Annotated in this window: 23 protein-coding genes; 16 read left to right on the top strand and 7 right to left on the bottom strand. The window is 58.4% G+C overall.

Translation table 11 applies throughout. The features are described 5' to 3' along the window. Window positions 1-39: 39 nt before the first annotated feature. Together pdxY and KUF54_RS17095 are read left to right on the top strand one after the other, a co-directional pair. Entirely contained in the window at window positions 40-924 is an 885-nt protein-coding gene (pdxY, locus tag KUF54_RS17100; RefSeq protein ID WP_219344051.1) for a pyridoxal kinase PdxY, read from the top strand. A gap of 105 nt (window positions 925-1,029) precedes the next feature. Further along, window positions 1,030-1,647, top strand: a complete 618-nt coding sequence (locus KUF54_RS17095; RefSeq protein WP_219344049.1) for a hypothetical protein — start codon at window positions 1,030-1,032, stop codon at window positions 1,645-1,647. Between the two features lie 178 nt (window positions 1,648-1,825). Here the strand turns inward: KUF54_RS17095 and parC are convergent, their stop codons facing one another. The 3 genes from parC to KUF54_RS17080 form a co-directional block, all read right to left on the bottom strand. Then, window positions 1,826-4,216: a DNA topoisomerase IV subunit A gene (gene parC, locus KUF54_RS17090; protein ID WP_219344047.1), complete on the bottom strand. Its 2,391-nt coding sequence runs from the start codon at window positions 4,214-4,216 to the stop codon at window positions 1,826-1,828. Window positions 4,217-4,256: 40 nt separating this feature from the next. After that, window positions 4,257-5,117 carry a lytic transglycosylase domain-containing protein gene (locus KUF54_RS17085; protein WP_370627563.1) on the bottom strand — a complete coding sequence of 287 codons (861 nt, stop codon included), beginning with the start codon at window positions 5,115-5,117 and terminating at the stop codon, window positions 4,257-4,259. A 103-nt stretch (window positions 5,118-5,220) separates the two neighbouring features. After that, window positions 5,221-7,191 carry a DNA topoisomerase IV subunit B gene (locus KUF54_RS17080; RefSeq protein WP_219344045.1) on the bottom strand — a complete coding sequence of 657 codons (1,971 nt, stop codon included), beginning with the start codon at window positions 7,189-7,191 and terminating at the stop codon, window positions 5,221-5,223. 367 nt (window positions 7,192-7,558) lie between these two features. On the opposite strand from KUF54_RS17080, the gene KUF54_RS17075 reads away from it, so the two are divergent. From KUF54_RS17075 to bamC, 8 genes are all read left to right on the top strand, one after another. Then, window positions 7,559-8,788 carry an MFS transporter gene (locus KUF54_RS17075; RefSeq protein ID WP_255576190.1) on the top strand — a complete coding sequence of 410 codons (1,230 nt, stop codon included), beginning with the start codon at window positions 7,559-7,561 and terminating at the stop codon, window positions 8,786-8,788. A 15-nt stretch (window positions 8,789-8,803) separates the two neighbouring features. After that, the gene (locus KUF54_RS17495; protein ID WP_255576189.1) at window positions 8,804-8,935 is read left to right on the top strand and encodes a hypothetical protein; all 132 of its coding nucleotides are present in this window, start codon (window positions 8,804-8,806) and stop codon (window positions 8,933-8,935) included. 43 nt (window positions 8,936-8,978) lie between these two features. Next, entirely contained in the window at window positions 8,979-9,788 is an 810-nt protein-coding gene (locus KUF54_RS17070; protein WP_219344043.1) for an SDR family oxidoreductase, read from the top strand. Window positions 9,789-9,857: 69 nt separating this feature from the next. Next, window positions 9,858-10,451, top strand: a complete 594-nt coding sequence (locus KUF54_RS17065) for a bifunctional 2-polyprenyl-6-hydroxyphenol methylase/3-demethylubiquinol 3-O-methyltransferase UbiG (protein WP_219344041.1) — start codon at window positions 9,858-9,860, stop codon at window positions 10,449-10,451. A gap of 5 nt (window positions 10,452-10,456) precedes the next feature. Then, a complete protein-coding gene (locus KUF54_RS17060) occupies window positions 10,457-12,604 on the top strand; it encodes a hypothetical protein (RefSeq protein WP_219344039.1) in 2,148 nt (715 codons plus the stop codon). A 32-nt stretch (window positions 12,605-12,636) separates the two neighbouring features. Beyond that, complete coding sequence (locus KUF54_RS17055; RefSeq protein WP_219344037.1) at window positions 12,637-13,632, top strand: hypothetical protein; 996 nt, start codon at window positions 12,637-12,639, stop codon at window positions 13,630-13,632. Between the two features lie 230 nt (window positions 13,633-13,862). Then, a complete protein-coding gene (gene dapA, locus KUF54_RS17050; RefSeq protein ID WP_219344035.1) occupies window positions 13,863-14,759 on the top strand; it encodes a 4-hydroxy-tetrahydrodipicolinate synthase in 897 nt (298 codons plus the stop codon). 64 nt (window positions 14,760-14,823) lie between these two features. Continuing rightward, window positions 14,824-15,936 (top strand): outer membrane protein assembly factor BamC, encoded by a 1,113-nt coding sequence (gene bamC, locus KUF54_RS17045; RefSeq protein ID WP_219344033.1) that lies wholly within the window; start codon window positions 14,824-14,826, stop codon window positions 15,934-15,936. Between the two features lie 221 nt (window positions 15,937-16,157). Here bamC and KUF54_RS17040 read toward each other — a convergent pair whose 3' ends face one another. From KUF54_RS17040 to KUF54_RS17030, 3 genes are all read right to left on the bottom strand, one after another. Further along, window positions 16,158-16,430: a hypothetical protein gene (locus KUF54_RS17040; protein WP_219344031.1), complete on the bottom strand. Its 273-nt coding sequence runs from the start codon at window positions 16,428-16,430 to the stop codon at window positions 16,158-16,160. A 403-nt stretch (window positions 16,431-16,833) separates the two neighbouring features. Continuing rightward, entirely contained in the window at window positions 16,834-17,958 is a 1,125-nt protein-coding gene (locus tag KUF54_RS17035) for a cupin domain-containing protein (RefSeq protein WP_219344029.1), read from the bottom strand. 180 nt (window positions 17,959-18,138) lie between these two features. After that, window positions 18,139-19,107 carry a helix-turn-helix domain-containing protein gene (locus KUF54_RS17030; protein ID WP_219344027.1) on the bottom strand — a complete coding sequence of 323 codons (969 nt, stop codon included), beginning with the start codon at window positions 19,105-19,107 and terminating at the stop codon, window positions 18,139-18,141. Window positions 19,108-19,360: 253 nt separating this feature from the next. Here KUF54_RS17030 and KUF54_RS17025 point away from each other — a divergent pair, with 253 nt between their 5' ends. The 6 genes from KUF54_RS17025 (at window position 19,361) to KUF54_RS17000 (ending at window position 25,550) form a co-directional block, all read left to right on the top strand. Further along, window positions 19,361-20,584, top strand: a complete 1,224-nt coding sequence (locus KUF54_RS17025; RefSeq protein ID WP_219344025.1) for an amino acid ABC transporter substrate-binding protein — start codon at window positions 19,361-19,363, stop codon at window positions 20,582-20,584. Between the two features lie 220 nt (window positions 20,585-20,804). Further along, the gene (locus tag KUF54_RS17020; protein WP_219344023.1) at window positions 20,805-21,680 is read left to right on the top strand and encodes a branched-chain amino acid ABC transporter permease; all 876 of its coding nucleotides are present in this window, start codon (window positions 20,805-20,807) and stop codon (window positions 21,678-21,680) included. Next, the gene (locus KUF54_RS17015) at window positions 21,677-22,606 is read left to right on the top strand and encodes a branched-chain amino acid ABC transporter permease (RefSeq protein ID WP_219344021.1); all 930 of its coding nucleotides are present in this window, start codon (window positions 21,677-21,679) and stop codon (window positions 22,604-22,606) included. The genes KUF54_RS17020 and KUF54_RS17015 overlap by 4 nt, the downstream gene beginning before the upstream one ends. Further along, complete coding sequence (locus KUF54_RS17010) at window positions 22,603-23,370, top strand: ABC transporter ATP-binding protein (protein WP_219344019.1); 768 nt, start codon at window positions 22,603-22,605, stop codon at window positions 23,368-23,370. Before KUF54_RS17015 ends, KUF54_RS17010 begins: the two co-directional genes overlap by 4 nt. Beyond that, window positions 23,363-24,076, top strand: coding sequence for an ABC transporter ATP-binding protein (locus KUF54_RS17005; RefSeq protein ID WP_219344017.1), 714 nt, complete (start codon window positions 23,363-23,365; stop codon window positions 24,074-24,076). The genes KUF54_RS17010 and KUF54_RS17005 overlap by 8 nt, the downstream gene beginning before the upstream one ends. A 22-nt stretch (window positions 24,077-24,098) precedes the next feature. Beyond that, complete coding sequence (locus KUF54_RS17000; RefSeq protein ID WP_219344016.1) at window positions 24,099-25,550, top strand: aldehyde dehydrogenase; 1,452 nt, start codon at window positions 24,099-24,101, stop codon at window positions 25,548-25,550. A gap of 123 nt (window positions 25,551-25,673) precedes the next feature. On the opposite strand, the gene KUF54_RS16995 is transcribed toward KUF54_RS17000, so the two are convergent. After that, complete coding sequence (locus tag KUF54_RS16995; RefSeq protein ID WP_219344014.1) at window positions 25,674-26,408, bottom strand: DUF2076 domain-containing protein; 735 nt, start codon at window positions 26,406-26,408, stop codon at window positions 25,674-25,676. Window positions 26,409-26,435 lie beyond the last annotated feature (27 nt).

Genomic DNA, 26,435 nt, shown 5'->3' with positions numbered 1-26,435 from the left:
AAACCAGCTCGCACCCTTCGCAACTGACCCCTGACCGACATGACTACGCCCCCTCTGGTTCTGAGCATTCAATCCCACGTCGCCTACGGCCATGTGGGCAATGACGCGGCCATGCTGCCGCTGCAGCTGCTGGGCATAGAGCCCGTAGCGGTGCACACCGTGCAGTTCTCCAACCACACGGGTTATGGCGAGTTCAAAGGTCAGGTCTTCACCCCCGCCCATGTGCAAGATGTGCTCGACGGCCTGCGCGCACGCGGCGTGCTGGCGCGCTGCGCGGCCGTGCTATCGGGCTATCTCGGTGATGCGGGGGTGGGCGAAGCGATTTTGGCCGCTGTGCAGGAAGTGCGGGCCTCGCAGCCCAAAGCCCACTACCTGTGCGACCCGGTCATGGGCGATGTAGGGCGCGGCATATTTGTACGCCCCGGCATTCCGGACTTTCTGCGCAAACGTGCGCTGTCGCAAGCCAGCGTCATCACGCCCAATCATTACGAATTTGAATTACTCAGCGGCGGCCCGCTGACCACCGTACAGGCCGCCGTGCAAGCCGCGCGCACCATGCTCAGGCAAATGCATGACAGCCAGTCCGCGCTCATCGTCATCACCAGCCTGCGCACCGACGACCTGCCCACCAACCAACTGGCCACCCTGGCCGTGACCGCTGATAAAGCATGGCTGGTGCAAACGCCTTATGTCGACCTGCACCCTCTGCCCAACGGCATGGGCGATGTATTTACCGCTGTGCTGCTAGGCCACCTGATTCAGGAGCGAGCCATTCCCGATGCGGTATCGCGCGCCGTCAGCACCTTGTACGCCATGGTCTCGCGCACTCAAGCCGGGCAGCGGGACTTACCTCTGGTCGCCAGCCGCGACCAGATCACAGCGCCTGCGCACACTTTTGCGGCTGTGCCAGTGGCAGCACCGTAACCCTGAGCAACGAAACCACTGACACCTCATAGCCACGCGTCAAATGATGTTGCAGACTCAAGACCCAGAGCATCCACATCCGCCCACTTTCTTAAGGAACAAGCTATGAGGACTGTAGCGCTCTGCTCCAACGCGTTCAAAAGCGCTGCAACAACCCTGGCCTTCTGCACGCTGCTAGCACCAACCCATACCCTGGCGCTTGACCAAAGTGCCGTTCCCAATACCTCTCAGACCCAGACACCAGAACTTGAAAACCAGCTGCCTCTGAACCGAGAAACATTGAGCCACGCCATGCAAACCCTTCTGCAGGCGAGCATCACTCGCGACCTGGAAACCACCTTGAAATATGTAGCGCCAAAGAAGATTCAGGGTATCTCAGCATCCATGGGGAAGTCGCATCAGGACACCATTACAGAGTTGATTCGAATCGGCCAAGCCGCCGACCAGCGCAACAAGGTCAAGGTAATCACCGGCCATTACGGCCTCGACGCTGCACAATACGGCAGCACCTCAACCGGTCGCAGCTATGCACTGCAGCCCTATAGCCGAACCTTTGAAAAAGACAGCAGCACTTTCGAGCTCACCTATCTCACGCTGGCCAGCGTGGACCAGGGGCAAATTTTCATTACCCCACTCAGTGATGAAACGCTGCTCCCTGAGCTGATTTCGCTCTATCCAGACCTTGCAGAGATCCACGTTTCAGCAGGACGCCTCGGCCAGTAGCTACACACAGAAGCAGATGTTCTATGTGCTGAATGCATTCGTCTTTGTTTGCTACTTTTCAAAGCAGTGAACGAACGCATCGATCGGTTGAATCAACCGCCGAATGCTGCTGCTTCCTCCATCAAAAAGCCGCCCCAGCAAAACTGGCGCGGCTTTTTTATTTAGGTGCGCGAATCGCTTATTCCACGCGCGTCACCGCCTGCGGCTTAAAGCCCAGATCAGCTGCCTTGCCCTTGCGGCCCCGGTTGCCACGGGCGTTGTTGAGGCTGCGAATCTCCAGCGTCTCGCTCTTGACCTTGCCGCCACGGCCCACGCCATCCAGACGAATGCTGCGCGTGTAGGCGGCGGCTCCTGCCAGTGTGTCCTTGTCTTCCAAACTGATGAGCATGAGGCCGCGCCCGCCCTTGGGCATGGCTTTGAGTTCGCCGATCTCGAACGTCAAAATACGGCCACCCACCGATGCACAAATCACATGTGTAGCAGCCTTGAGCAGACCCGCGCCCTGCTCGCCGCCCTCCACCGTTTCAGCTCGCGCATTCACGGGAACGCCTTGTACGACGGATGGAGCGCACAAAGTCTCGCCTTCGCCTAGCGTGACAAAGGCTTTGCCGGCCTTCTGGCGCGAGAGCATGTCGCCCACTGCTGCCATAAAGCCGTAAGAGCCCGAGCCTGACAGCAGCAGTTGCGTGCTTTCTGCACCGGCAAAGTAGTACAGCAGCTGCGTACCTGCTTCTAGCTCGATCAGCGTGGTGACAGGCTGGCCATCACCGCGCCCGCCGGGCAAGGCCGACACGGGCACGGAGTAAATACGGCCATTGCTGCCAAAGGCCAGTAGCTGATCGACGGTGCGGCATTCAAACGTGCCGTACAGGCTATCGCCCGCCTTGAAGCTGAGGGTGGCCGCATCCACGCCATGGCCTTGGCGCGTGCGCACCCAGCCCTTGTCGGAGATGATGACGGTGGTGGGCTCGTCCACCACTTTGACCTCGGCCACAACCTTCTTTTCCTCGTGGATCAGCGTGCGGCGTGCGTCGCCAAAGGTTTTGGAATCAGCTTCGATTTCTTTGCAGATCAGGCGGCGCATGGTCGCTTCGCTGCCCAGAATATCGTCGAGCTTGCCCTGTTCGGTGCGCAGCTCTTTGAGTTCCTGCTCGATCTTGATGGCTTCAAGCCGCGCCAGTTGGCGCAGGCGAATTTCAAGAATGTCCTCGGCCTGACGCTCGGAGAGTTTGAACTCTTCAATCAGTGCCTGCTTGGGCTCATCGCTGGCGCGAATGATGGCAATGACCTGATCGATATTGAGCAAAACGGCCTGACGGCCTTCCAGAATATGGATGCGGTCCAGCACCTTGGCCAAGCGGTGTTGGCTGCGGCGCGTGACGGTCTGAAAGCGAAAGGCAATCCACTCTTCGAGCATCAGGCGCAGCGACTTCTGCACAGGGCGGCCATCCAGACCAATGCTGGTCAGGTTGATGGAGCTAGACGACTCCAGGCTGGTATGGGCTAACAGCGCTGTAATCAGCTCAGACTGCGGCGTTTTTCCGGTCTTGGGCTCAAGCACAATGCGCACCGGTGCATCTTTGCCAGACTCATCGCGCACGCAGTCGAGCACGGCCAAGATGCTGGCTTTGAGCTGAGTTTGCTCTTGCGTCAACGTCTTTTTGCCGGTCTTGACCTTGGGGTTGGTGATGTCCTCGATCTCTTCAAGCACCTTCTGGGTAGAAACGCCGGGGGGCAGCTCGGTCACCACCAACTGCCACTGGCCACGCGCCAGCTCTTCAATCTTCCAGCGCGCACGCACCTTGAGGCTGCCGCGACCAGTGCGGTAGGCATCGGCAATATCGCTACTGGAAGAGATGATCTGGCCGCCGCCCGGATAGTCTGGGCCGGGAATCATCGCCAGCAACTCTTCTTCGGTCAGGTTGGGCTTTTTGATCAAGCTCACGCAAGCCGTGGCCACTTCCACCAAGTTGTGGCTTGGGATTTCAGTGGCCAAACCCACGGCAATGCCGCTTGCGCCGTTGAGCAGCGAAAACGGCAGGCGAGCCGGCAACTGCCTTGGCTCTTGCGTGCTGCCGTCGTAGTTGGGCACAAAGTCCACCGTGCCCATGTCGATTTCATCGAGAAGCAAGCTGGTGATTTTGGACAAGCGCGCTTCGGTGTAACGCATGGCGGCTGCGCCGTCACCGTCGCGGCTGCCGAAGTTGCCTTGGCCATCAACCAGCGGGTAGCGCTGGTTAAAGTCTTGCGCCATGCGCACCAGTGCGTCGTAGGCAGACTGGTCACCGTGTGGGTGAAAACGGCCCAGCACATCACCCACCACGCGGGCGCTTTTGACGGGCTTGGCCGCCGTGTTGCCGTTGTTCCCGCTGTAGCTCAGGCCCATGCGGTCCATCGCATAGAGAATGCGACGCTGCACGGGCTTTAAGCCGTCGCAGACATCGGGCAGAGCGCGGCCTTTGACGACCGAAAGTGCATATTCGAGATAGGCGCGCTGCGCGTATTGACCCAAGTCCAGTACATCGCCAGCGGCTTGTAGAGACAAATCCGGTGTGGTTTGATCGCTCATGAATTCTTAGTAATTTTCCAAATATCGCCTCAGCGGCGAATCAAGGTAGCTGAACGTCGGGGCTAGCCAAGGTCATGCGAACGCGAGAGCCGCTCTTGCCTGCTGCAGTGGCTGCAGCACTGGAGCGGCCGCTCAGCGGCTTGGCCGCTTGCAGTTGCTCATAAATGCCTGTGACTGCTTTGACGTAATTCATCGTTTCTTTGTAGGGCGGAATGGCCTTGCCAAACTTTTGCACCGCGCCTTCGCCTGCGTTGTAAGCCGCCAGCACCAAGTCAAGCCGCCCGGGGAACAAGCCCATCAGGTAGCTGAGGTAGCGCGCACCGGCAGGAATATTCACCGCCGGGTCTGCCAGTTGCTCTTGCATGCTGCGCTTTTTGCTAGCCGCCACGCCAAAGCGCTCAGCGGTAGCGGGCATTAACTGCATCAAGCCGACGGCGCCCTTGGGCGAGACTGCAGCGGAATCAAAACCAGACTCCACCGCAATCACGGCTTTGAGCAAGTCGTACTCCACACCCGTGCGCTCAGCCGCTTTTTGCAGATGAGGCCTTACGCTTTTATAGCGCGGAGAAACTTCAAAAAAGTTTTGCGTGCGCGTGCGGGCCGTTAAACCTTGAGCGGCAGCATCAGGGCGCAGACCGGGTTGATTGCTGTCATAGCGCTCACCTTTAAAAAACAGCTTGTAGCGTTCATCGAGCGCCTCCGCCGCAAAGTGGGTGACGCCAAATTCATCCACATAAGCCCACAGATCAGCATGTGCGGCTGGTGCAAACGCCAGCCAACCAGCGCCAGCCAGCAGCAGCTGCGCCCCCGCCAGACGAACACGGGTACGCAAAGACATAGGCGCCACCCCGCCGCTTTGCAGCGAGGGCTGTTGCTGAGAGCTAAACAGTGCATTTGACATGGCGTACTCCTGTGAACACAGCGGCGGCTGCAAGCAGGCAGAGCGTGAAATTTGCCCTGCTTCAATCGCCCTAGGTATCGGTTCGATATAGGTTAAATATCGCTTAGATATCAACCTCCACGGCGTCGCCGTGTAACTCCATCAGCTCTCGGCGGGCTGCGGCTTCGCCCTTGCCCATGAGCTTGGTGACAACGGCAGCTGACTCGGCAAAGTCCAAGTTCATGAACTGCACTGCGGGCATGCGGCGTGTGTCGGGGTTGAGCGTGGTTTCCCACAGCTGCTCGGCATTCATCTCGCCCAAGCCCTTGAAGCGGCTGACCTGACATTTCTCACGCGGCACGCCATCTTTGGCGCACTTTTCGATGATGGCTTCCAGCTCGCCCTGATCCAGCGCATAGACCTTGATGGCCGGCTTTTTGCCACGCGCAGGCACATCCACACGGAACAGCGGGGGCAGCGCCACATGAATGTGACCGGCCTCGATGAGCTTGGGGAAATGCTTAAAGAACAGGGTAAGCAGCAGCACCTGAATATGGGAGCCGTCCACGTCCGCATCACTCAGAATACATATCTTGCCGTAGCGCAGGCCAGACAAATCCGGTTCGTCATTGGGGCCATGCGGGTCCACACCAATCGCCACCGAAATATCGTGAATTTCGTTGTTGGCAAACAGGCGATCGCGGTCCACTTCCCAAGTGTTGAGCACCTTGCCGCGCAGCGGCAAGATGGCCTGCGTTTCCTTGTCGCGGCCCATCTTGGCGCTGCCGCCCGCAGAGTCACCTTCTACCAAAAACACTTCGTTAACGCTGAGATCTTTGCTTTCGCAATCGGTCAGCTTGCCGGGCAATACGGCTACGCCGCTGCCCTTGCGTTTTTCAACCTTTTGGCCGGCCTTCTGGCGGGTCTGAGCTGCCTTGATGGCAATCTCAGCGAGTTTTTTGCCCCACTCCACATGCTCGTTGAGCCACAGCTCAAGCACCGGGCGCACAAAGCCCGAGACCAAACGCACGGCATCGCGAGAGTTCAGGCGCTCTTTGATCTGGCCTTGGAACTGCGGATCCAGCACCTTGGTGTTGAGCACATAGCTGGCGCGGGCGAATACATCGTCCGGCATGAGCTTGACGCCCTTGGGCAGCAGCGAGTGCATGTCAATAAAGGCTTTGACGGCCTGAAACAGGCCATCGCGCAGGCCGCTTTCATGCGTGCCGCCAGCGGTAGTGGGGATCAGGTTGACATAGCTTTCGCGCAGCGGCGAGCCGTCTTCGGTAAAGGCCACGCACCATGCAGCACCTTCGCCTTCGGCAAAGCTGTCGTTGTTTTTGTCGGCAAAGCCCTCGCCCTCAAACAAGGGGATGACAGGCTCACCGTGCAGGCTTTGCGCCAGATAGTCGCGCAGGCCGCCCTTGAATTGCCAAGTTTGCGTGTCGCGAGACTTTTCATTGATCAGCGAGACCGACACGCCGGGCATGAGCACGGCCTTGCTGCGCAGCAAATGCACCAGCTCGCCCATGGGCAGGGCTGAGGATTCAAAGTATTTGGCATCAGGCCAAGCGCGCACGGTGGTGCCTTGCTTGCGCTCGCCGGGCTGCAAATCACGAATGGTGAGCGGCTCAATCACATCGCCCGCAGAAAACACCAGTCTTGCGACCTTGCCGTCGCGGTGCACCTGCACTTCAAGGCGTGTGGCCAGAGCATTGGTGACCGAGACGCCCACGCCGTGCAGACCGCCGGAGAAGCTGTACGCGCCGCCATTGCCCTTGTCGAACTTGCCGCCTGCGTGCAGACGCGTGAAGACCAACTCCACCACGGGTGCATTTTCTTCAGGGTGCATACCAAAGGGGATGCCACGGCCATCGTCGTCCACGCTGTACGAGCCATCGCCGTGCATGGTGAACTTGATTTTTTTGCCATGACCGGCGAGTGCCTCATCGGCGGCGTTGTCGAGCACCTCCTGCAAGATATGCAGGGGGTTGTCGGTACGCGTGTACATGCCGGGACGCTGTTTAACAGGCTCCAGACCCTTGAGAACGCGGATCGAGCCTTCGGAATATTCGGTGGACGGTTTAGCTGCCATGGGGGCGAATTGTAGTGGCCTCTCCAGATTAATGCTGGATAAATTCACAGTTGTTTACTCCCAATACTCTTGCACAAAGCCAGAACTTCTGTCTTTGGCATGTGTTTTTGATCGCGTCAGAAGCACTATAAACGCCATAAAAACAATAGCTTGTAGTCTTTTATTTGATAGGTCTTCAGGGCTTTTCATGGTCGAAATCCATGTATTTCCACCATGGGTCGCTCACTTTTTATTTAAATCTCAACGACTTGTATGAGCGCCTGCCGCGCAGGTGACGCCCAAGGCATGTGCAAAGTACACACCAATGCACTTGTTTCGTTAAAGTCGAGTGCTGACAAGATTGACAACAATTTTCCGCACGCACGGCATGACAACTAAGACAACAACACCAGCGCCGCTGTCCATGGCACAGATTCTTCTGTGCGGTGGCGCCATCGTCACCATCTCCATGGGCATACGCCATGGCTTTGGTCTGTGGCTGCTACCCATCACCCAAGATATGGGCTGGACGCGCGAGAACTTCTCGATGGCAATTGCCGTGCAAAACCTGTCATGGGGCATTTTGGGCATTTTTGTCGGCATTCTGGCCGACCGCATTGGCGCTTTCAAGGTGCTGATTGGCGGCTCTATTTTGTATGCCTTGGGCTTGGCCGGCATGGCGCTATCGCCCACCAGTACGTGGTTTTTGCTCACCGCCGGGGTGCTGATTGGGGCTGCGCAGGCCGGCACCACCTACGCCGTGATCTTTGGCGTGCTGGGGCGTCAAATTTCTGCGGCCAAGCGCAGCTGGGCCATGGGCGTGACGGCCGCAGCAGGCTCGTTTGGCCAGTTTTTCATGGTGCCCGTCGAAGGCAACCTGATTGCGCAGTTCGGCTGGTCCAACGCTTTGCTGGTGCTGGCCGTACTCGCCTTGCTGATTGTGGCTCTGGCCTTTGGCCTGCGTGAGCCGGGCTTTGGCAACGGAGCGCCCATCAAGCGCGAACAAACCGTGGGGCAAGCCCTGAAAGAAGCTTGGACCTACCCCAGCTTTTTGCTGTTGACGGGCGGCTACTTCGTCTGCGGCTTTCAGGTCATGTTTATTGGCGTACACATGCCCAGCTACCTCAAAGACTTTGGTATGGCGCCGCATGTTGCGAGCTATTCGCTGGCGCTGATCGGTTTGTTCAATATCTTTGGCACATATCTGGCGGGCAATCTGGGCCAGAAGATGCCCAAACGCTACCTGCTGTCGGGCATCTATGGCCTGCGCTCAGTCGTGACTGTCGGCTTTTTGCTGGCTCCGCTGTCGCCTTGGTCGGTTTATGTCTTTTGCGCAGCCATGGGCTTTTTGTGGCTTTCTACCGTGCCGCTGACCAATGCCACCATTGCCCAGATTTTTGGCGTGCAGCACCTGTCCATGCTGGGCGGCTTTGTGTTTTGCAGCCACCAAATTGGCAGCTTTTTGGGTGTGTGGCTGGGCGGCTATCTGTACGACATGAACGGCAACTACGACATGGTCTGGTACATCTCCATTGCTCTGGGCATCTTAGCCGCACTCATTAACCTGCCCGTACGTGAAGCGGCCATTACCCGCCACAGCACAGCCAGTGCGGCCTAAGCTTTAATGAGCACCATGCAGATCAAACTCTGGCAACGTATCCTCATCTGGGCCGCCGTTGTGGCGGTTCTGCTGGCCGTGTTTGCCCTGTATATGCAACCGCAATTCATGCTCACACTGGCTGACCAAGTCTGGGCCTGCTTCTGAGCTTTGGGTGCCACCCGGCCCCGCAGTCAGGCCGGGAGAGAACATGCACCGTATCGTGATTACAGGGGCGTCTGACGGCATTGGCGCTGAAATGGCCCACCAACTGGCGCAAACCCATCAAAGCCAGCTGCAACTGACACTGGCCGCGCGCAATGCAGACAATCTGCAAGCCGTAGCCCGCCAATGCGAGGCGCATGGCGCGCAGGTGCTGATTCAGCCCACCGATGTCTCCGTCGAAGCCCAGTGCCGCACGCTGATTGCCCAAGCCGTGCACCGGTTTGGCGGCATTGATGTGCTCATCAACAACGCCGGAGTTTCTGCCCACGCGCTGCTGGAAGATGTCAGCGCCCAAGACCTGAGCTGGTACGAGCAGCTAATGCGCATCAACTTTTGGGGCAGTGTGTGGTGTACCCATGCTGCACTGCCGCATCTCAAGGCCAGCAAAGGCTCAATAGTCGCCGTGTCATCGCTGGCCGGACTCATCGGCGTGCCGGGCCGCACGGCCTACAGCGCCAGCAAATTTGCCATGACTGGCTTTTTTGAAGCGCTGCGCGCCGAACTCAAACCTGCAGGTGTGAGCGTCACAACAGCCTACCCCGGCGTAGTGGCCACGCAGATTCGCAACCGCGGCTACAACGCCAAAGGCGTGGCCGCGGGCGTCAGCGGCCTCAAAGAAGACAAAGCCATGACGGTGGAGGAATGCGCCCGCCTCATCATCGATGGCATGAACCGGCGCCAGCGCGAGGTGGTGATGGACAAGGGCAAGCTGGGCCGCTTCCTCAAGCTGATTGCGCCCGGCATGGTTGAAAACATGGCGCTGGCGGCGCTCAAAGATGATGTGAAGCCGCATTGAGATTCCAGCATTGAGCTGACAGAGCGGGGGCAAGGCAAGGGAGCAGGCACTGCTATAGTTTTTGGCAAGATGACCAGCTCCACCCCTCCTACCTCTCCCCGCCCTCACCCTCTTCCGGCCAGCCACGGTGCGCAAGCGCCGTCCGCATGGATTACCCGCTTCGCCCATCTGGTAGCGCCGCAAGGCACGGTGCTCGATCTGGCCTGCGGCATGGGCCGACATACACACTACTTTCATGCATCAAATCATGCAGTAGTCAGCGTGGATAAATCACCTGAAGCTACACAATCAATAGCAAACATCGCAGAGACGATGACTGCTGATATCGAAAATGGGCCATGGCCGCTGACGGGGCGTAGTTTTGATGGTGTGGTCATCACCAACTATCTCTGGCGCCCTCTGTGGCCGCAGATTCTGGCCAGCGTCAAACCCGGCGGCGTGTTGCTGAATGAAACCTTTGGCCAAGGCAATGAAGCCTACGGCAAGCCCTCGCGCCCAGACTTTTTGCTGGCGCCCGGCGAGCTGCTGCAGGTCTGCGCTGGTTGGACCATCGTCGCCTATGAACATGGTGTGCTGCGCCAGCCTGACCGTGTGGTGCAGCGCATTGCCGCCATCAAGCCTGCTGACTCTGCTGCCAACACTACCTTCCCTCTGCAAAGCTGACCACCATGCCTAACTACGCGCTGCTGCTTGCCCACGACGAACACCCCGGCTCTACTACCGAATGGCCGGCCCAGCCCGGTGGCCTCTGTGAAGGCTGGGCCGAGTGGTACAGCAGCACGCCGCTGCTGTTTAGCGTGCTGCTGGGCGATGCCAGCCACCTGCCAGAGCGCGTGCCCTGCAGCGCCTATCAAGACAAAGAAAGCCTGATTTCGCTAGCCGCGCCCATTAATGAGGTCAAGGCACGCTGGCAATGGCTCAAGTCCGTGATGGAGCCGCTGCCCGCCAATTGGCCCGACTCGCTCAAAAAACAGTGGCAGGAGATTGATTCACTCATCACCCATAGCCAGCGCAACTGGCTGCTGCTGGACTGCGCCACGCTGTGCGAATACGACACGGATACGCCAGACTACGAGACCTTCATCAACACCCTGCGCGACCAGTGCCTGCAGTGGGAATGCACGGGCAGCGACCTGCCCGAATCGCTACAGTCTTTGAAGCAAGATGCACAAGCTCAGTGGGGCTGGTGGAGCGATTGCGTCATCATGCGCACCGAAGTGGTTGAGCGCGACAACGACGATGACTGGCCTGCCTGGCTCAAAGACCATTACGTGGAGCGCTATCACAGCGCCTGGGATGAAGACACGGACGCTTATTACGTCATGCCCAGAAAGCACCCGCGCACGGGCGACAAGCTGCCCGGAGAAAACAAACGCGAGCACTGGCCAGTCGGGCTGGTCACTCCCTATGGCCGCTGGCTGGTCAAGCCCATTGAAGGCGCCTCGGGCGCCTATAGCTCGGGCGGCTATATCAATGTGCGCTACCCAGAAGTGCAGGAAGGCGAAGGCGAAAAGTCCGGCCTCAAGGACTTGAATGGCACCTGGGTAGTGCCGCCATCGGCCGGCTACCGCAACGCCTATGCCATCACACCGCAGGTCATGGCATGCAAGTCTGCCCACTACCCAAACTGTGAAGACCTGCGCAGCCTGCCGGGGCTGGAGCTGCTGCAAGAAGGCCTGTCCAGCATCTACTACAACGAAGAAGAAGACCGGTTCATTCGCGCCGACAAGGGCCCGTATGGCGACTCGCACAAGCTGCTGCTCAAGGCCGACGGCCAACCGCTGTTTGACGCCAGCCGCTATGAACACATCAACGACTTCAACGCCAAGACCGGCTTGGCCGTAGCTACCATCCGCGAGCCGTATGTGGATGAAAAAGGCGAAGAACGCAGCCATACCTGGGAAGGCGTGATTCACATCACAGGCCAGGAAATCATTCCCTGCGAATTCAAGACCATTGAGCGCGGTTTCAGCAGCTCACCCCCCAAGATCTTCCCCGGCGGCAAGCTGCTGGCCATTGACGACAAAGGCCACCCCCGCGTCTACAGCACCAAGGGCAAGCTGCTGTCTGCCCCCGATATTTGGTGCCCGCCACTGAACATGAGCCCGAAAAAAAATGAGCTGCTCACGTTCATGGGAGAAGGGCCAGAGGCCCAAATGGGCATGTATTCCATCAAAGACTTCAGCTTTAGCCCCAGCGGCGAAACCTGGGACGACTACCGCAGCGCCATGCGCGGCATGTTCAAGGGGCTTGGCGGCGAGACGCCTGAAGTCACCACCATTGACACCACGATTACCCGCGTGGAGCTGATCGAGGCCGAGGACCCCATCTGGATGGAGGGCATGGCCCGCATTCTGTGTCTGGGCGAAGAGAGCGAGACTGCAGAACTGATGGCCCAATGGCGAGCCTGCGTGGCCGATCCTGATCCGGACGATATGGGATGGGACGACGATGACGAAATCGACCCCGATGTGATGCAGATCACGGGCGACGAAAATGCGCTGACGCTGTACTGGGTACACCTGATCGCCATTGCCACCCAGTTCGCCCGCTTTGACTGGAAAGATGCCGATGGCATTGCCAACACCCACTGGCTACCCGGCACCGATGACTGGCACTGGGACAGCCCTGCAGACGGCGTGGAGTCAGGCCTTGAGCATTTGGCGGAACACCTCAAAAAACGCGACTACGCCCTCATCAAGCTGGCCACCGATGACGACAGCATTCGCATCACCGTGGTGCGCGCCGAGGACGCAGAAGATTTACTGGAGCGACTGGCACAGGCCGCAGTCAGCGCATCGAACTACAGCGCCTGAAGTTTTCAAGCAGTTACCCCACAAGGACCTAGATGCCCAGCGACGACCTGCCCGACTGGTTGGCCAAAGACTATGCCCCGCAGCATTTCAGCGCATGGGATGAAGAGCTGCAGGCCTATACCGTTCTGCCAAAGATCCATCCCCAGACTGGCCAGCCCCTGCCCGGCGAAGACGAGCGTGAGGACTGGCCTTTGGGCATCGTCACCGCCGATGGGCACTGGCTGCTGCTCCCGCAAAAAGGTGCAGTGCTAGCCTATGTCAGCGGCGGCCATATCTACGTACAGTTCCCCGAACTTGAAAGCGGCGCGGGTCGGCCGTCAGGATTGATGGACCTCAACGGCCTCTGGGTGATCGCGCCTTCAGCGGGCTACAAGGATTTGCTGGCCCTAACCCCCTTCGTGGTGCAGGTCAGATCACCCCATGCGGGCGAGCGCAATGAGTTGCGCAGCCTGCCCGCCATGGAGTTGCTGCAAGCCAACATCATTGACGCAAGCTGGCAGCCCAATGACAACACTTTGCGCGCTGACCGTGGCGCAGACATGCGCGAGCAAACTTTAGTCATGGACGAGCATGGCAAAGCGCTGTTTGTCAGCCCTTATGAGCAGGTCACCGAGTTCGACCCCAAGACTGGTTTCGCTGTTGCCGCCATTCGAGTGCCTTTTACTGAAAGCGATGGCAACCAAAGCTCTCGCGCATCAGAAGGCGTCATTCATATCAGCGGCACGCAGATCATCCCGTGTGAATATGAGCTGATTGACCGCAGCTTTCTCAGCTCGCCCCCCAAAGTCCACCCCGGCGGCAAGCTGCTAGCCTTTAGTTATGAGCGCCAGCCCCGCGTTTACAGCACCGCAGGGGAACTACTGTCTGCCCCTGATGTTTATTGCACCCCACATCACCGAAAAGTGAAAAAAGGTGAGCTGCTTGCCCTGATAGGGAAAGGGGCAGAGGCTGAAATAGTCATGTTTTCCATGAAAGATTTCAGCCTTACCCACACTGGCCAGACCTGGCGCGACTACCTTAACGCATGACGCAAACTGCGCATGCAGCCCAGCGACCTCAGCAATTCTGCATGCTGTCTAAAACTGCGCCACTTCAAACAACCAATATGACGCACTAAAATTAAATATTTCGTCATATCGTCATTTATCAACAACAATTCAACTAAAACAGGGTATTGCTCGACACTGTTTACCTAAAACCACTCCGGCTACCCTATACCTGTTTGTAGAATTCATTTTTCCCGTTTCTGATTGCGGATATGACATCACCCTCCGTCGCCCTCACTGGCAGCATTGTTGCCCTCATTACCCCCATGCTCGAAGACGGTAGCGTCGACTACCCGTCGCTGCGCAAACTCATCGACTGGCATGTGGCCGAAGGCACCAACTGCATCGGTGTGGTTGGCACGACGGGTGAATCGCCCACCGTCAATGTCGAAGAGCACCGCGAAATCATTCGCGTGTCTGTCGAACAAGCCGCTGGCCGCGTCTCCATCATGGCTGGCTGCGGCGCTAACAGCACGCATGAAGCCATTGAACTGGCCCAATACGCCAAGTCCGTTGGCGCAGATAGCCAGCTGCAAGTGGTGCCCTACTACAACAAGCCCACGCAAGAAGGCCAGTTCCAGCACTTCAAGGCCATTGCCGAAGCGACGGGTGACCTGCCAATCATTCTCTACAACGTGCCCGGCCGCTCGGTCGCAGACATGCAGCACGACACCGTGCTGCGTCTGACTCAGGTGCCCGGCATCATCGGTATCAAGGAAGCGACTGGCAACATCGAGCGCGCCCAGTGGCTGATCCGCGATGTGCCCGCAGGCTTTGGCGTGTACTCCGGTGACGACCCCACCGCTGTGGCTCTGATGCTGTGCGGCGGTCACGGCAATATCAGCGTGACGGCCAACGTGGCGCCGCGCCTGATGAGCGAGCTGTGCAAGGCCGCTATGGCTGGCGACGTGAAGCGCGCTATGGAAATACAGTTCCAGCTGATGCCTTTGCACAAGAATTTGTTTGTGGAAGCCAATCCCATTCCCGTGAAGTGGGCTGCAGCCCGCATGGGCTTGTGTGGCCCCACGATGCGCCTGCCCATGACCCCTTTGAGCACGCAATATGAAGCGCTTGTTGAGGATGCTCTGACTAAAGCTGGCATTCTCTGACTGAGTTGCGCTAAGCTAGCAGTTTTTCGCACATAGCTTGAACCGCTACCCGAGGACAATCCGCGTGAAACAACAAACAGCACGTTTGGGCTTGCTCAGCATCGCACTGGGTCTATCTGCCTGCTCGACAACGTTCCAAGAGACCAAGGTTGACTACAAGAGCGCGGGCAAAAGCCAAGCTCCTTCTCTTGAAGTTCCTCCTGATCTCACACAGCTGTCGCAAGACTCGCGCTACAACGTCCCTGGTGGCGTTGTGTCTGCAGCGGCCATTCAGGCCAACGCTAAGACTGCAAAGCCTGCCGACAACAACACTGCAGCCAACAAAATTGGCGACGTCCGCATTGAGCGCGACGGCGCCGAGCATTGGCTAGTCGTTGATCGCGCTGCCGACAAGCTCTGGGAACCTACCCGCGACTTCTGGCTGGAAAACGGCTTCATCTACTCGATGGAAGACCGCCAGCTGGGCATTCTGGAAACAGACTGGGCGGAAAACCGCGCCAAGCTGCCTCAGGACATCATTCGCAAGAGCCTGGGCAAGGTGTTTGACTCGCTCTACTCCACCAGCGAGCGCGACAAGTTCCGCACCCGCCTGGAGCGTGAACCCGATGGCAAGACCCGCATTTTCGTCACGCACCGCGGTATGCAAGAGGTTTACACCAACGAGCGCAAGGACAACACCATCTGGCAGCCCCGCGCTCGCGATCCTGAGCTGGAAACAGAATTCCTGCGCCGCATCATGATCAAGCTGGGCGTGAGCGAAGAGCAAGCCTCCGCTGTTGCCAAGGCCGACAAGACTGCTGCCGTGACCTCCTCTGGTGCGCGCATGGACTCCGTCAACGGCGTGCCTACTTTGCAACTGCAAGAAGGCTTTGATCGCGCATGGCGTCGTGTGGGCGTGGCGCTGGATCGCACTGGCTTCACCGTGGAAGACCGCGACCGCAGCCGCGGCATCTACTTCGTGCGCTATGTGGATCCGAATGCCAAGCCAGAAGCCAAGGGCTTCTTCAGCAAAATCTTCAGCCGAGGCAAGGAAGCTGCAGCCCCCGTCAAGTACCAGATTCTGGTCAAGGCCGATGGCAACAAGTCGCAGGTCAGCGTTCTGAACGAACAAGGCCAGCCTGACAGCAGTGCCAACGGCCAGCGCATTGTTCGTATCCTCACGGATGAGATGAAGTAAATTCAGCTCCCCCCAAAAAAGCCACCATGACCAACGTCTGGTGGCTTTTTTCATTGCTTGAGCAAGCACTGAAAAAGCCTTCGTGAAACAATCCGCTAAGGCAGCATGAGAAGTAGCAAAAGAAGCTGCAAGAGCAACGCTAAAGTTCAGACGTAAAAAAACCGCACCTAAGTGCGGTTGTTTTTGTTTAAGGCCTAAACCTCAAACTTGGCTGTAGCAGCTTACTTGGCTGTAGCAGCGCCAGTGGCGGCATCAGCTTCAGTCTTAGCGGCTTCAGCAGCAGGAGCGTCCACAGCAGGAGCGGCTTCAGCAGCAGGTGCAGCAGGAGCGACTTCAACGGCAGGAGCAGCAGGAGCGACTTCAACAGCAGGAGCAGCAGGAGCTTCAACAGCAGGAGCAGCAGGTGCAGCAACAGGAGCTTCAACCTTCTTGTCGCCACAAGCAGCCAGAGCAGCAGCAGCAATAACAGTAGCCAGGATCAAAGAATTCTTCATGACAGTTTCCTAATTGGAGGTTCAGCAGACAGTATGCGGATTGCCATTACGGGCAGCTTTTGCAGCTAATGATCGCTTTGGCAGATCGGGTCAAACGATAAATTCGACACAGTTCTTATTATAGGTAGCTTTGCTCATTGCTGACAAATACTGACAGCAACTAAACAATTCTGCACAAATCAGCTTTTGTCTTATTTACCGGACAAGCTTTCGCTTGCCATGACCCACACTGTGAACCACAAATTCTTTGCTGTCAATTCCCTGACAAAGCTTTCACAGGTATTTACACCCACCACACAAAACCTTGGCAGCCCAGCAAGCACGCGATCAAGGGCAACTCTGGCACCGAGCGTGACACCGGTGACAAGTCCGCCCTTACTTACTTAATTAATCAATTACTCAATTAATCGCCAGAACGAACCCAGCCCGCGTCAAACCAAGATGACAGCAGCTCCAGCGCATCATCACTGGCACCAGCCAAGTCTTTACGCGACAGCATCTTGGTGTCTGCCAGCTTGCGCATCAGCGTAGCATCGCGCCCGCCGGCCAGATAGCTTTCACCGTTGATGAAGATGTGCTTGGCGTCATACATCATGCGGGTGCGGCGGTCGAGCACCACGCTTTCGAACATGCCATTCTCATCGCCATGTTCGAACCAGACATTGGGCTTGGGGTCCGACAGGTACTCACCCAGAGCGCGCTCCAGCGCCAGCGGCTCGGCCAGCGCTTTTTGCAGAGCTTCACGGGCAAAGTCATACATGCCTGCCGGAATTTCCGCCGGGTTGCTGACCGCTTCTTGCTTGGGATCTTTATAGATAACGGGGTTTTCTGGCTCATCGGGCTCGTCCGACATGCGCAGCAGCAGCTCGCGGCCCATTTCGCTGCGATCTGGCGAGCGAAAGCCGATGGAGTACGTCATGCACTCGCCTTCGGCCACACCGTCATGCGCCCACTTAGGCGGCAGGTACAGCATGTCGCCGGGCTCCAGCACAAACTCTTCTTCAGGCTCAAAGTTCGCCAAAATCTTCAAAGGCTTATCTTCTTGCAGCGAAAAATCTTTTTGGCGGCCAATGCGCCAGCGGCGCTTGCCATGGGCTTGCAGCAAGAACACGTCATAGCTGTCGAAATGCGGCCCTACGCCGCCTTGATCCGTCGCAAAGCTGATCATCAGATCATCCAGACGCGCCTCGGGCACAAAGCGGAACTGCTGCAGCAGCTCATGCGCCTTGGCGTCATGCATGTCCACGCCTTGCACCAGCACGGACCAACCCGGCTTGGTGAGCGCAGGCAGGCTGCGGCGCGACAAGGGGCCGTGGCTGAGCTTCCAGTTGTCACCATCCAACTGCTGAATCAGGCGCGACTCAACGCCCTCTTCACCAGCCATGGCCAGCAGGCGCGCACGCGGGATAGGTGCTTTGAAGCCGGGAATGGCCTGACGCACCAGCAAGGGCTTTTTATGCCAGTGCTTGCGCATGAATTGAGAAGCGGTGAGGCCACCGAGCAAGGTGAGCGGCGTATTGATGTCCATGGAAATACAGTCCTGCTGTCTAAGCTGCTCTCTAAGAGCGATGGCCTGCATTGTCCTATAGCCCTTGATAACGCTGATCAACCCAGATCAATGCCCGTGCGCGCAGGGCCTGAGACTGTTTTTTATGAATTTAATAGCAGTAAGTCATTGATATACAAGGACTACAAGCCAATATCATCGTTAATTCAGAAAACGGCTGCTCGCAAGCTCGGCCCTGAACTGCACCGGTGTCAGCCCTGTTTGCTGCTTGAACAAACGACTCAGGTGCGCCCCGCTGGCAAAGCCGCAGCCCAGCGCCAGCTCGGTCAGTGTGCAATGCTGGTTGAGGGGTTTGCGCACATCTTGCTGAAACAAAGCCACGCGCTCAGCCCAGATGAACTGGCTGATGCTCAGCTCATCATCAGCAAACGCGTTGTAGAGGTGGCGCTTGCTACAGTTGAGCGCCGCCGCAATGCCTTCGGCAGACAAGCCCGGGTCACGCAGGTGCTGGCGCACATAAGAGCGGATGCGGCTATTGAGCAATGCGCTGGCGCTGAGCGTGGCGTCACGCCCACTGGCATCAAGCAGCGACAGCTGGACAAGCTGCACCAGCGCATCCGTCACATGCTGGGTCACGCCTGCGCCCATCACCGTGCATTCGGCAAACATGCCGTGCATCATGTCAAGCGCAATGCGCGAGACGCCTTCGGTTCCGCCCACATAGCTGCCCATCAACGCATCCACCGCGCGGCCATGCTCGGCAAAGCGGCTTTTGGGCAGGGTAATGATCAGGTGCTCGCACCACTCAGGGTTGAGCACTTCGTACTCTTGCGTGGTGTCGTAAATCAGCCATTGACCGCTGCGCGCATGGGCCTGCCGGCCTTTTTGGCAGACGCTGGCAACGCCCCGTGAAGGGGCCACGATTTTGAGAAAGTCTGTGCTGTGATTGGCCATGCTGGCCGAGGTGCGGCGCACGCGGTGGCGGCTGGCTTCAATCTTGGTCATGCCTAAAAAACCCAGCTCAAAGGTGTTCAGACGGGCTGAGAACTGTTGGTCGTCATACACATCGCTCTCCAGCCCATAAAGCGATGACATCCAGTGCTGCCACGCACCAATGGCCTGCTTGCCTTGCATCTCGGTCGTCTGATAAGCGGCGGGGGATTGGGGCATGCGGGCTCCTCGGTCTTAAACACACTCACTCTCCTGCGCGTAACAGGACGCAACAGGATGCTTCATTATCCATAGCAGCCTGTCTTGCCTCTTTCTCGCGCCCAGCGCCGCAAAGGGAAATTAGTGTTTACCCAGTGCTGCCTGCACATCCAGACAAGAGTTTGTGCACTTCCAGACAAACCCCTGATGCGCTCTTTTCCTACGATGGGTAAAACAGGTCAGAGAACCACAACCATCTACACAGGAGACATGCATGAATTTGAGCAACAAGCGTTTTATTCTCAAGACTCTGGTCGCCGCAACGGCGCTGGCAGGCTTTGGCGGCGCAGCCCTCGCCCAAGAGGCTCCCAAGTCCATCCGCATTGGCTGGGCCATCGCTAAGACGGGCATCAACGCGGGCGGCACCTCGGTGACCACTGCTCCTAATTACAAGCTGTGGGTCAAAGAGATCAATGATGCGGGCGGCATCATGCTCAAGGCCTATAACAAGCGCGTGCCGCTTGAAGTGATCGAGTACGACGACCGCTCCAGCACCGAAGAAGCCGTGCGTGCCACTGAGCGCCTGATTACGCAAGACAAGGTGGACTTTGTGCTGCCGCCGTGGAGCACAGGCTCGAACCTGGCCGTTGGCCCCACTTACGAAAAGCACAAATACCCACTGCTGGCCGCCACTTCGGTGACCGACAAGGCACCGGATCTGGTCAAGCGCTGGAAGCACGCTTTCTTCTTCTTGGGCACCGGCGGTGAATACGCTGAAGATCTGGTCGCCATGCTGGAAAAGGCTAAGAAGGAAGGCAAGATCAACAACAAGATCGCCATGATCAACATCGCCGACGGTTTTGGTGTGGAGCTGGCCAACGCCACCCGCAAGGCCGCCAAGCTGCACGGCTTTGAGCTGGTGTATGACAAGAGCTACCCCATTGGCACGCAGGACATGACCCCCGTCATCAATGAAGCCAAGGGCAAGGGTGCGGACACCTTTGTCGCCTATTCTTACCCGCCAGACACCATGCTCATCAACGAGCAAGCCAAGACGCTGGGCCTGACGCCCAAGGTGTTCTTCACCGGCGTGGGCACGCAGTTCCCCATGTTCAAGGGCAAGTTTGGCGCAGCAGCTGAAGGCGTGATGGCCCCCGGCGGTATTGATGCCAGCAACCCGCAAATGCAGGCCTACCTCAAGCGCTTCAAGGAAGTGACAGGTCAAGAGTCGGATCGCTTTGCCAGCCCCATCGTCTACACCTCGCTGCAGATGCTGCAGCAGTCGATTGAGCGCGTTGGCAAGATCGACCGCGCTGCGGTGACGCAAGAGCTCAAGACCGGCACTTTTGAAACCGTGCTGGGCACCATCAAGCTGGAAAACCAACAGCTGACCAAGCTGTGGCATGTGGGCCAGTGGCAAAACGGCGAGTTCAATGCGATTGCACCCACCACCCGTGCGGGTGCCAAGGCTGCAGTGATTCCTAGAGTCACCCCCTGAGGCGCTGCGCGCCTTCCCCCTCTCTCTACGCGCTTCGCACTATGGGAGGGGGACGATGCCTTCGCCACGAGGCGGCTCTTGCTCGGCATCTTTGATCTCCGCTAGTCACCCGCTCGCACAGCTTTAAGAAGCTATAAAAACAATAGCTGCTATTCCCAGCTATTGCTTTACTTGGCTAATATTTCATAACAAGAACAACGAATATCCAGCGGTACACGCTATGAACTTTATAGACATTCTTCTCGCAGGCGCCATGCTCGGCGGCCTCTATGGCTTGGTTGCCATGGGGCTGACGCTGCAATACGGCGTGGCGCGCATCATGAACCTCTCGTATGGGGAGTTTTTGATTGCACCGGCCTTTCTGGCCTTTTTCGCAGTCTCCGGCTGGGGCATCTCGCCGCTGCTGTTGATGCTGTTGGTTATCCCTCTGGGCTTTGCCGTGCAGTGGCTCATCTACCAGTTGCTGCTGACCCCATTGGTGCGCCGCGCCAAGGGCGGGCCGTCGCTGGAGGTGGACTCCATTTTGGCCACCTTTGGCATGCTGTTTGTGGTGCAGGGCATCATGCTGGTGAGCTTTGGTGGCGACTATCACAGCTACACCTATCTGTCGGACACGCTTGAAATTCTGGGCAGCAAGGTTGCCGCCAACCGCATGCTGGTGCTGGTCGTTGCACTGGTGCTGGGCGGTGGTCTATACCTGCTACTGACACGTACCCGCGCCGGTGCGGTGGTGCGCGCTGTGGCAGTGGCTCCCCAGTTTGCACATCTGGTGGGCATCAATGTGCGCAGCACGGCGGCGCTGGCCTATGGGCTAGGCGGCGCGCTGATTGCGGTGTGTGGCGTGATGGTCAGCATGTTTTTGCCGTTTTCGGCCAGCATGGGCACCATGTTTGCGATGAAAGCGCTGATCGTCGTCATCATGGGCGGCGTGGGCAACTTGATGGGCTGCTTGGTGGCCGGCATGCTGCTGGGCTTTTCCGAGACACTGGTCGCATCCTTCATCGACCCCGGCCTGACGCTGGCCGTGAACTACGCTGTTTTCTTGCTGGTGCTGCTGTTCAAGCCCACAGGTTTGTTCGGGAGGGCTGCACGATGAGCCGCAAAGAAGTTCTGATCTGGGCCCTCTGCGCCATCGCTACTGCGGGTCTGGCCCTGCTGCCGCGCTGGTTGACGGACGAGTACTACTTGTCCCTGCTCATCAGCATCCTTATGTACTGCGTGCTGGCCACGTCTTGGGCGCTGTTTTCTGGCCCTACGCGCTATATCTCGCTGGCGACGGTGGCCTTCTTCGGCCTTGGCGCTTATGTCACCGCCGTGTTTGGTGAGTCGCTGCCGTGGATTGCCGTGTTGGGTATTGCCGCCGGCGTGGGTCTGGTCACCGCACTACTGGTGGGCTTGTCCACCTTGCGTTTATCCGGCGTGTATTTTGTGATCTTTAGCTTTGGCTTGGCTGAACTGGTCAAGCAACTGGTGACGTGGTGGGAAGTGAACATCACCAAAGATCTGGGCCGCTACGTGTTTGTAGAGATCACCACGCTGGACATTTACTGGCAGCTGCTGGCCATGCTGGCCTTGGTGCTGGCGCTGCGTGCCCTTATCAACCGCTCGCGTCTGGGCTTGGCTCTGCGCGTGATTGGTGAAGATGAGACCGTGGCTACCCACGTGGGCATCAACACCACCCGCGCCAAGGTGCTGCTGTTTACCGTGAGCGCTGTGTTCATCACCATTACCGGCGCCATCATGGCCCCGCGCTGGACGTATATCGACCCCAGCATTGCCTTTGCACCCGCTATCTCGTTTCAGACGCTGATCATGGCGCTACTGGGTGGCGCAGGTGCGCTGTTTGGCCCCATTTTGGGTGCCGTGCCGCTGGTGCTGTTGTTTGAATATCTGGGTGCCAACTTCCCCAACCATTTCTCGATTTTGCTGGGTCTGGTGTTTATCGTGATCGTGTATTTCATCCCGCAAGGCCTGTCGGGCGTCATTGCAAAAATCTTTGCCAAGAAAGGGGGCAAGGCATGACTGCACTGCTATCCCTGCGCGGCGCCACCAAGCGCTTTGGCGGTCTGGTGGCCGTCAACGAACTGAGCTTTGATGTGCAAGCCGGTGAAGTGGTGGGCCTGCTTGGCCCCAACGGATCGGGCAAGACCACGGCCATGAACTTAATCTCAGGCGCCCTGCCCAGCAACGGCGGCGAGATTTTGTTCAAGGGCCAGAAGATTAACCATCTCAAAAGCCACCAGATCGCACGCCTTGGCATTGCGCGCACCTTTCAGCTGGTGAAGGTGCTTGGCTCCATGAGCTGCATCGACAACGTCATTGCAGGCATGGCCTTCAAGCCCCGCCCGCTGTTTGGCAAAAGTGCCACTGCCCGCGCACTGACGCTGCTCGCGCAAGTGGGCCTATCCGAGTTTGCGCACAGCCCTGCAGGAGACCTTACCTACATCAACCAAAAGCGTTTAGAGCTTGCCCGTGCGCTGGCCCTTGAGCCGCAAATTTTGCTGCTAGACGAATGGCTGGCAGGTCTGAACCCCACGGAGCTACAGCAAGGCATTGCGCTGATTCAACAGCTGCAAGCCACAGGTCTGACCATCCTCATGGTTGAGCATGTGATGGATGCTGTGCACGCCCTGTGCAACCGCTGCGTGGTGATGAATGCCGGAGCAAAAATTGCCGATGGCCCGACAGCCAAAGTACTCAAGGAGCCGGAAGTGGTGCGCGCCTATCTTGGTGAAGATGCGGGTGGCGATGATGAAGAAAAAGCCACGGAGGCCGCCAATGCTTGATGTACGCAATATCTCGGTGAGCTACGGCAAGCACGAAGCCCTGCACCAAGTCAGCCTGAATGTGCAGCCCGGCGAGCTGGTCGTCATGCTAGGTGCCAATGGCGCGGGCAAGTCCAGCCTGCTCAAAGCCTTGGGCGGCATGGTCACACCACTGGCGGGAGCGAGTGCGCAGTTGGGCGGCAAAGAACTGATGCAATTGCCCGCCCACGCCATCGTTCAGTCCGGCTTGGCACTGGTGCCCGAAGGGCGCGGCGTGTTTGGTGATTTGAGCGTGAAAGAGAACCTGCTGCTAGGTGCGCACCCCCAGCGCGCTCGCGCTAATGAGACCAAAAATCTCGAGCAGGTTTTCACCCTCTTCCCCAAGCTGCGCGACCGCTTGCCGCAAGCCGTTCGCACCATGAGCGGCGGCGAGCAGCAAATGGTGGCCGTGGGCCGCGCACTGATGAGCCAGCCCGATATTTTGCTGCTCGATGAGCCGTCACTTGGCCTGTCACCCTTGATGTGCAAAGAGCTGTTCTCCGCTCTGGCGCGCATCAAAACAATGGGCATGGGCGTGCTACTAGTGGAGCAAAACGCCCGCCAGAGCCTAGCGATTGCGGACCGCGGATATCTGCTGGAGACGGGCCGAATCGTGGGCGAAGGCAGCGCCAAAGAGCTGGCCAACAGCCCCGCTGTGCGCCGCGCCTACTTAGGCGGTGACCACTAAACAACGACAAGGAGATAAAGAAATGATCGAACAAAAAATGCTGATCGCCGGCCAAGAATGCGTCGCCAGCAATGGCGCGACTTTTGAGCGCAAAAACCCGCTGGATGGCTCCGTCGCCACCCGCGCCCCAGCCGCAACGACAGAAGATGCCATTCGCGCCTGCGAAGCTGCGGCGGCCGCGTTCCCTGCTTGGTCACAGCTCGGCCCCAATGCGCGCCGCGCCATGCTGATGAAGGCATCGCACGCCCTTGAAGCCAAAGGTGAAGCCATTGCCGCAGCTATGGCTGCTGAAACCGGCGCTTCGGGCATCTGGGCAGGCTTTAACGTGCATCTGGCCGCCAGCATGCTGCTGGAAGCCGCATCGCTGACCACGCAAATCAACGGGGAAATCATCCCATCGGACGTGCCCGGCAGCGTGGCCATGGCCGTACGCCAGCCTGCTGGCGTGGTGCTGGGCATTGCGCCGTGGAATGCGCCAGTGATTTTGGCCGTGCGTAGCATCTCCACCGCTTTGGCCTGCGGAAATACCGTCATTCTCAAGGGCTCAGAACTGTGCCCCGCCACGCACGGCCTCATCATCGAAGCCTTCCAAGACGCAGGTCTCCCCGCAGGCGTGGTGAACTTTGTGACCAATGCCCCCGCAGACGCTGGCAGCGTGGTTGAAGCCATCGTCGCCCACCCCGCCGTGCGCCGCGTGAGTTTTACCGGATCGACAAAGGTGGGCCGCATCATTGGTCAAACCTGCGCCAAGTACCTCAAGCCCGCGCTGCTCGAACTCGGTGGCAAGGCCCCGTTTCTGGTGCTTGACGATGCCGACATTGATGCCGCCGTGAACGCCGCCACCTTTGGCGCGTTTGCCAACTCAGGCCAAATTTGCATGTCTACCGAGCGCTTTGTGGTGGACAACAAAGTCGCTGATGAATTCATCGCCAAGTTCGCTGCCAAGGCCCAAAGCCTGCCGCTGGGCGACCCGCGCAAAGGCCCCGTCGTGCTGGGCTCGGTGGTCGATCTGGCCACGGTGGAGCGCTGCAATGCCATGATTGACGATGCTGTGGCCAAGGGCGCAAAAATCATCTGCGGCGGCAAGGCCGACAACACGCTGATGCCTGCCACGCTGATCGATCATGTGACGCCCGACATGCGCATCTTCCACGAAGAGACTTTTGGCCCCGTCAAGGGCATCGTGCGCGTCAACGGCGAAGAAGAAGCCATTGCTACGGCCAACGACAACGAGTTCGGTCTGTCATCTGCCGTATTCACCAAAGACACCGCCCGCGGCTGGCGCGTGGCGGCGCGCATTGAAGCGGGCATTTGCCACATCAACGGCCCCACCGTGCACGACGAAGCGCAGATGCCGTTTGGCGGCGTCAAAGCTTCGGGCTATGGCCACTTTGGCGGCCAGCAAGGCATTAACGCGTTTACCGAAACGCGCTGGGTGACCATGCAGACAGCAGAGCGCCACTACCCGTTTTAAACCGCCACTCAAGCACCCATGAAAAAGCCGCCCGCGCATTGCTGCCGGGCGGCTTTTCTTTTTTGATAGCAGCTAGCGCTTTATGAACCAAAGCTAGAGCGCCAAAACGCTCAAATTCCTGAATCAAGCAAAGTCATCGTCAAAAAAGCCACCGCCATCATCCCAGCTGCCGCTGGCTGCACTGTCGATGCTGCCAAGGCCGGCATCATCAGCCAGACTGGATGTGCCGCCGCCTTCATGCAGGCTCTGCGCACTGCTGCCCTCCGCCAACGGTTTGCTTTCGCTGCTGGCCAAGGGATTCGCAGAGCTGGCGTGCTGGCTGCCCATCAAATTGCCCAGCCCGTTGAACAAAAACATGCCGCCCGCCACACCAGCGGCTGCCGCTACGGCGCTGCCCAGAAAGCTACCACCTGCAGGGGCTGCGGGCTGAACAGCATTGGGGGATGCGCTGGATGCAGCACTGCCTGAAAACCGATCGCGCCAGCTAGATGCTTGCACGGCTGGCTGAAACTGATTGGGGCTTTGATAAGGCTGCTGCGCGCTAGCGGCATTCACAGAGGGCTCTGGCGCACGACCAAAGTGCGTACTCAACCCGCCCGACAAAAAGCTAGACCCAGCCTGACTGTGGTTTTGCTGGGCCTGCTGCACTTGCTGCTGCAGCTCGGTGATCTGCTTTTGCGCCTGCTGCAGGGACTGCTCCAGCAGCAAGGTGCGCTGAGCCAGCCAATAAACAGCATCGGGCGCTGCGGTCAGGCCGCTGCGCAGTTCAGCATCGGCCTGCGGGTCTTTGGGCTGGCCCTGCGTCAGCGTCAGCCTGGCGCACAGATCTTGCAGCAATTGTTGTTCTTGAGAGGTCATGATGCGTTCCTTATGGAACCAAAGATA

The organism is Comamonas sp. Y33R10-2 (assembly GCF_019355935.1).
In the GTDB taxonomy this organism is placed as follows: Bacteria; Pseudomonadota; Gammaproteobacteria; order Burkholderiales; family Burkholderiaceae_C; genus Comamonas.
Note: the sequence above shows the minus strand (reverse complement) of the source record. Positions and strands in the feature narration are given on the sequence as shown.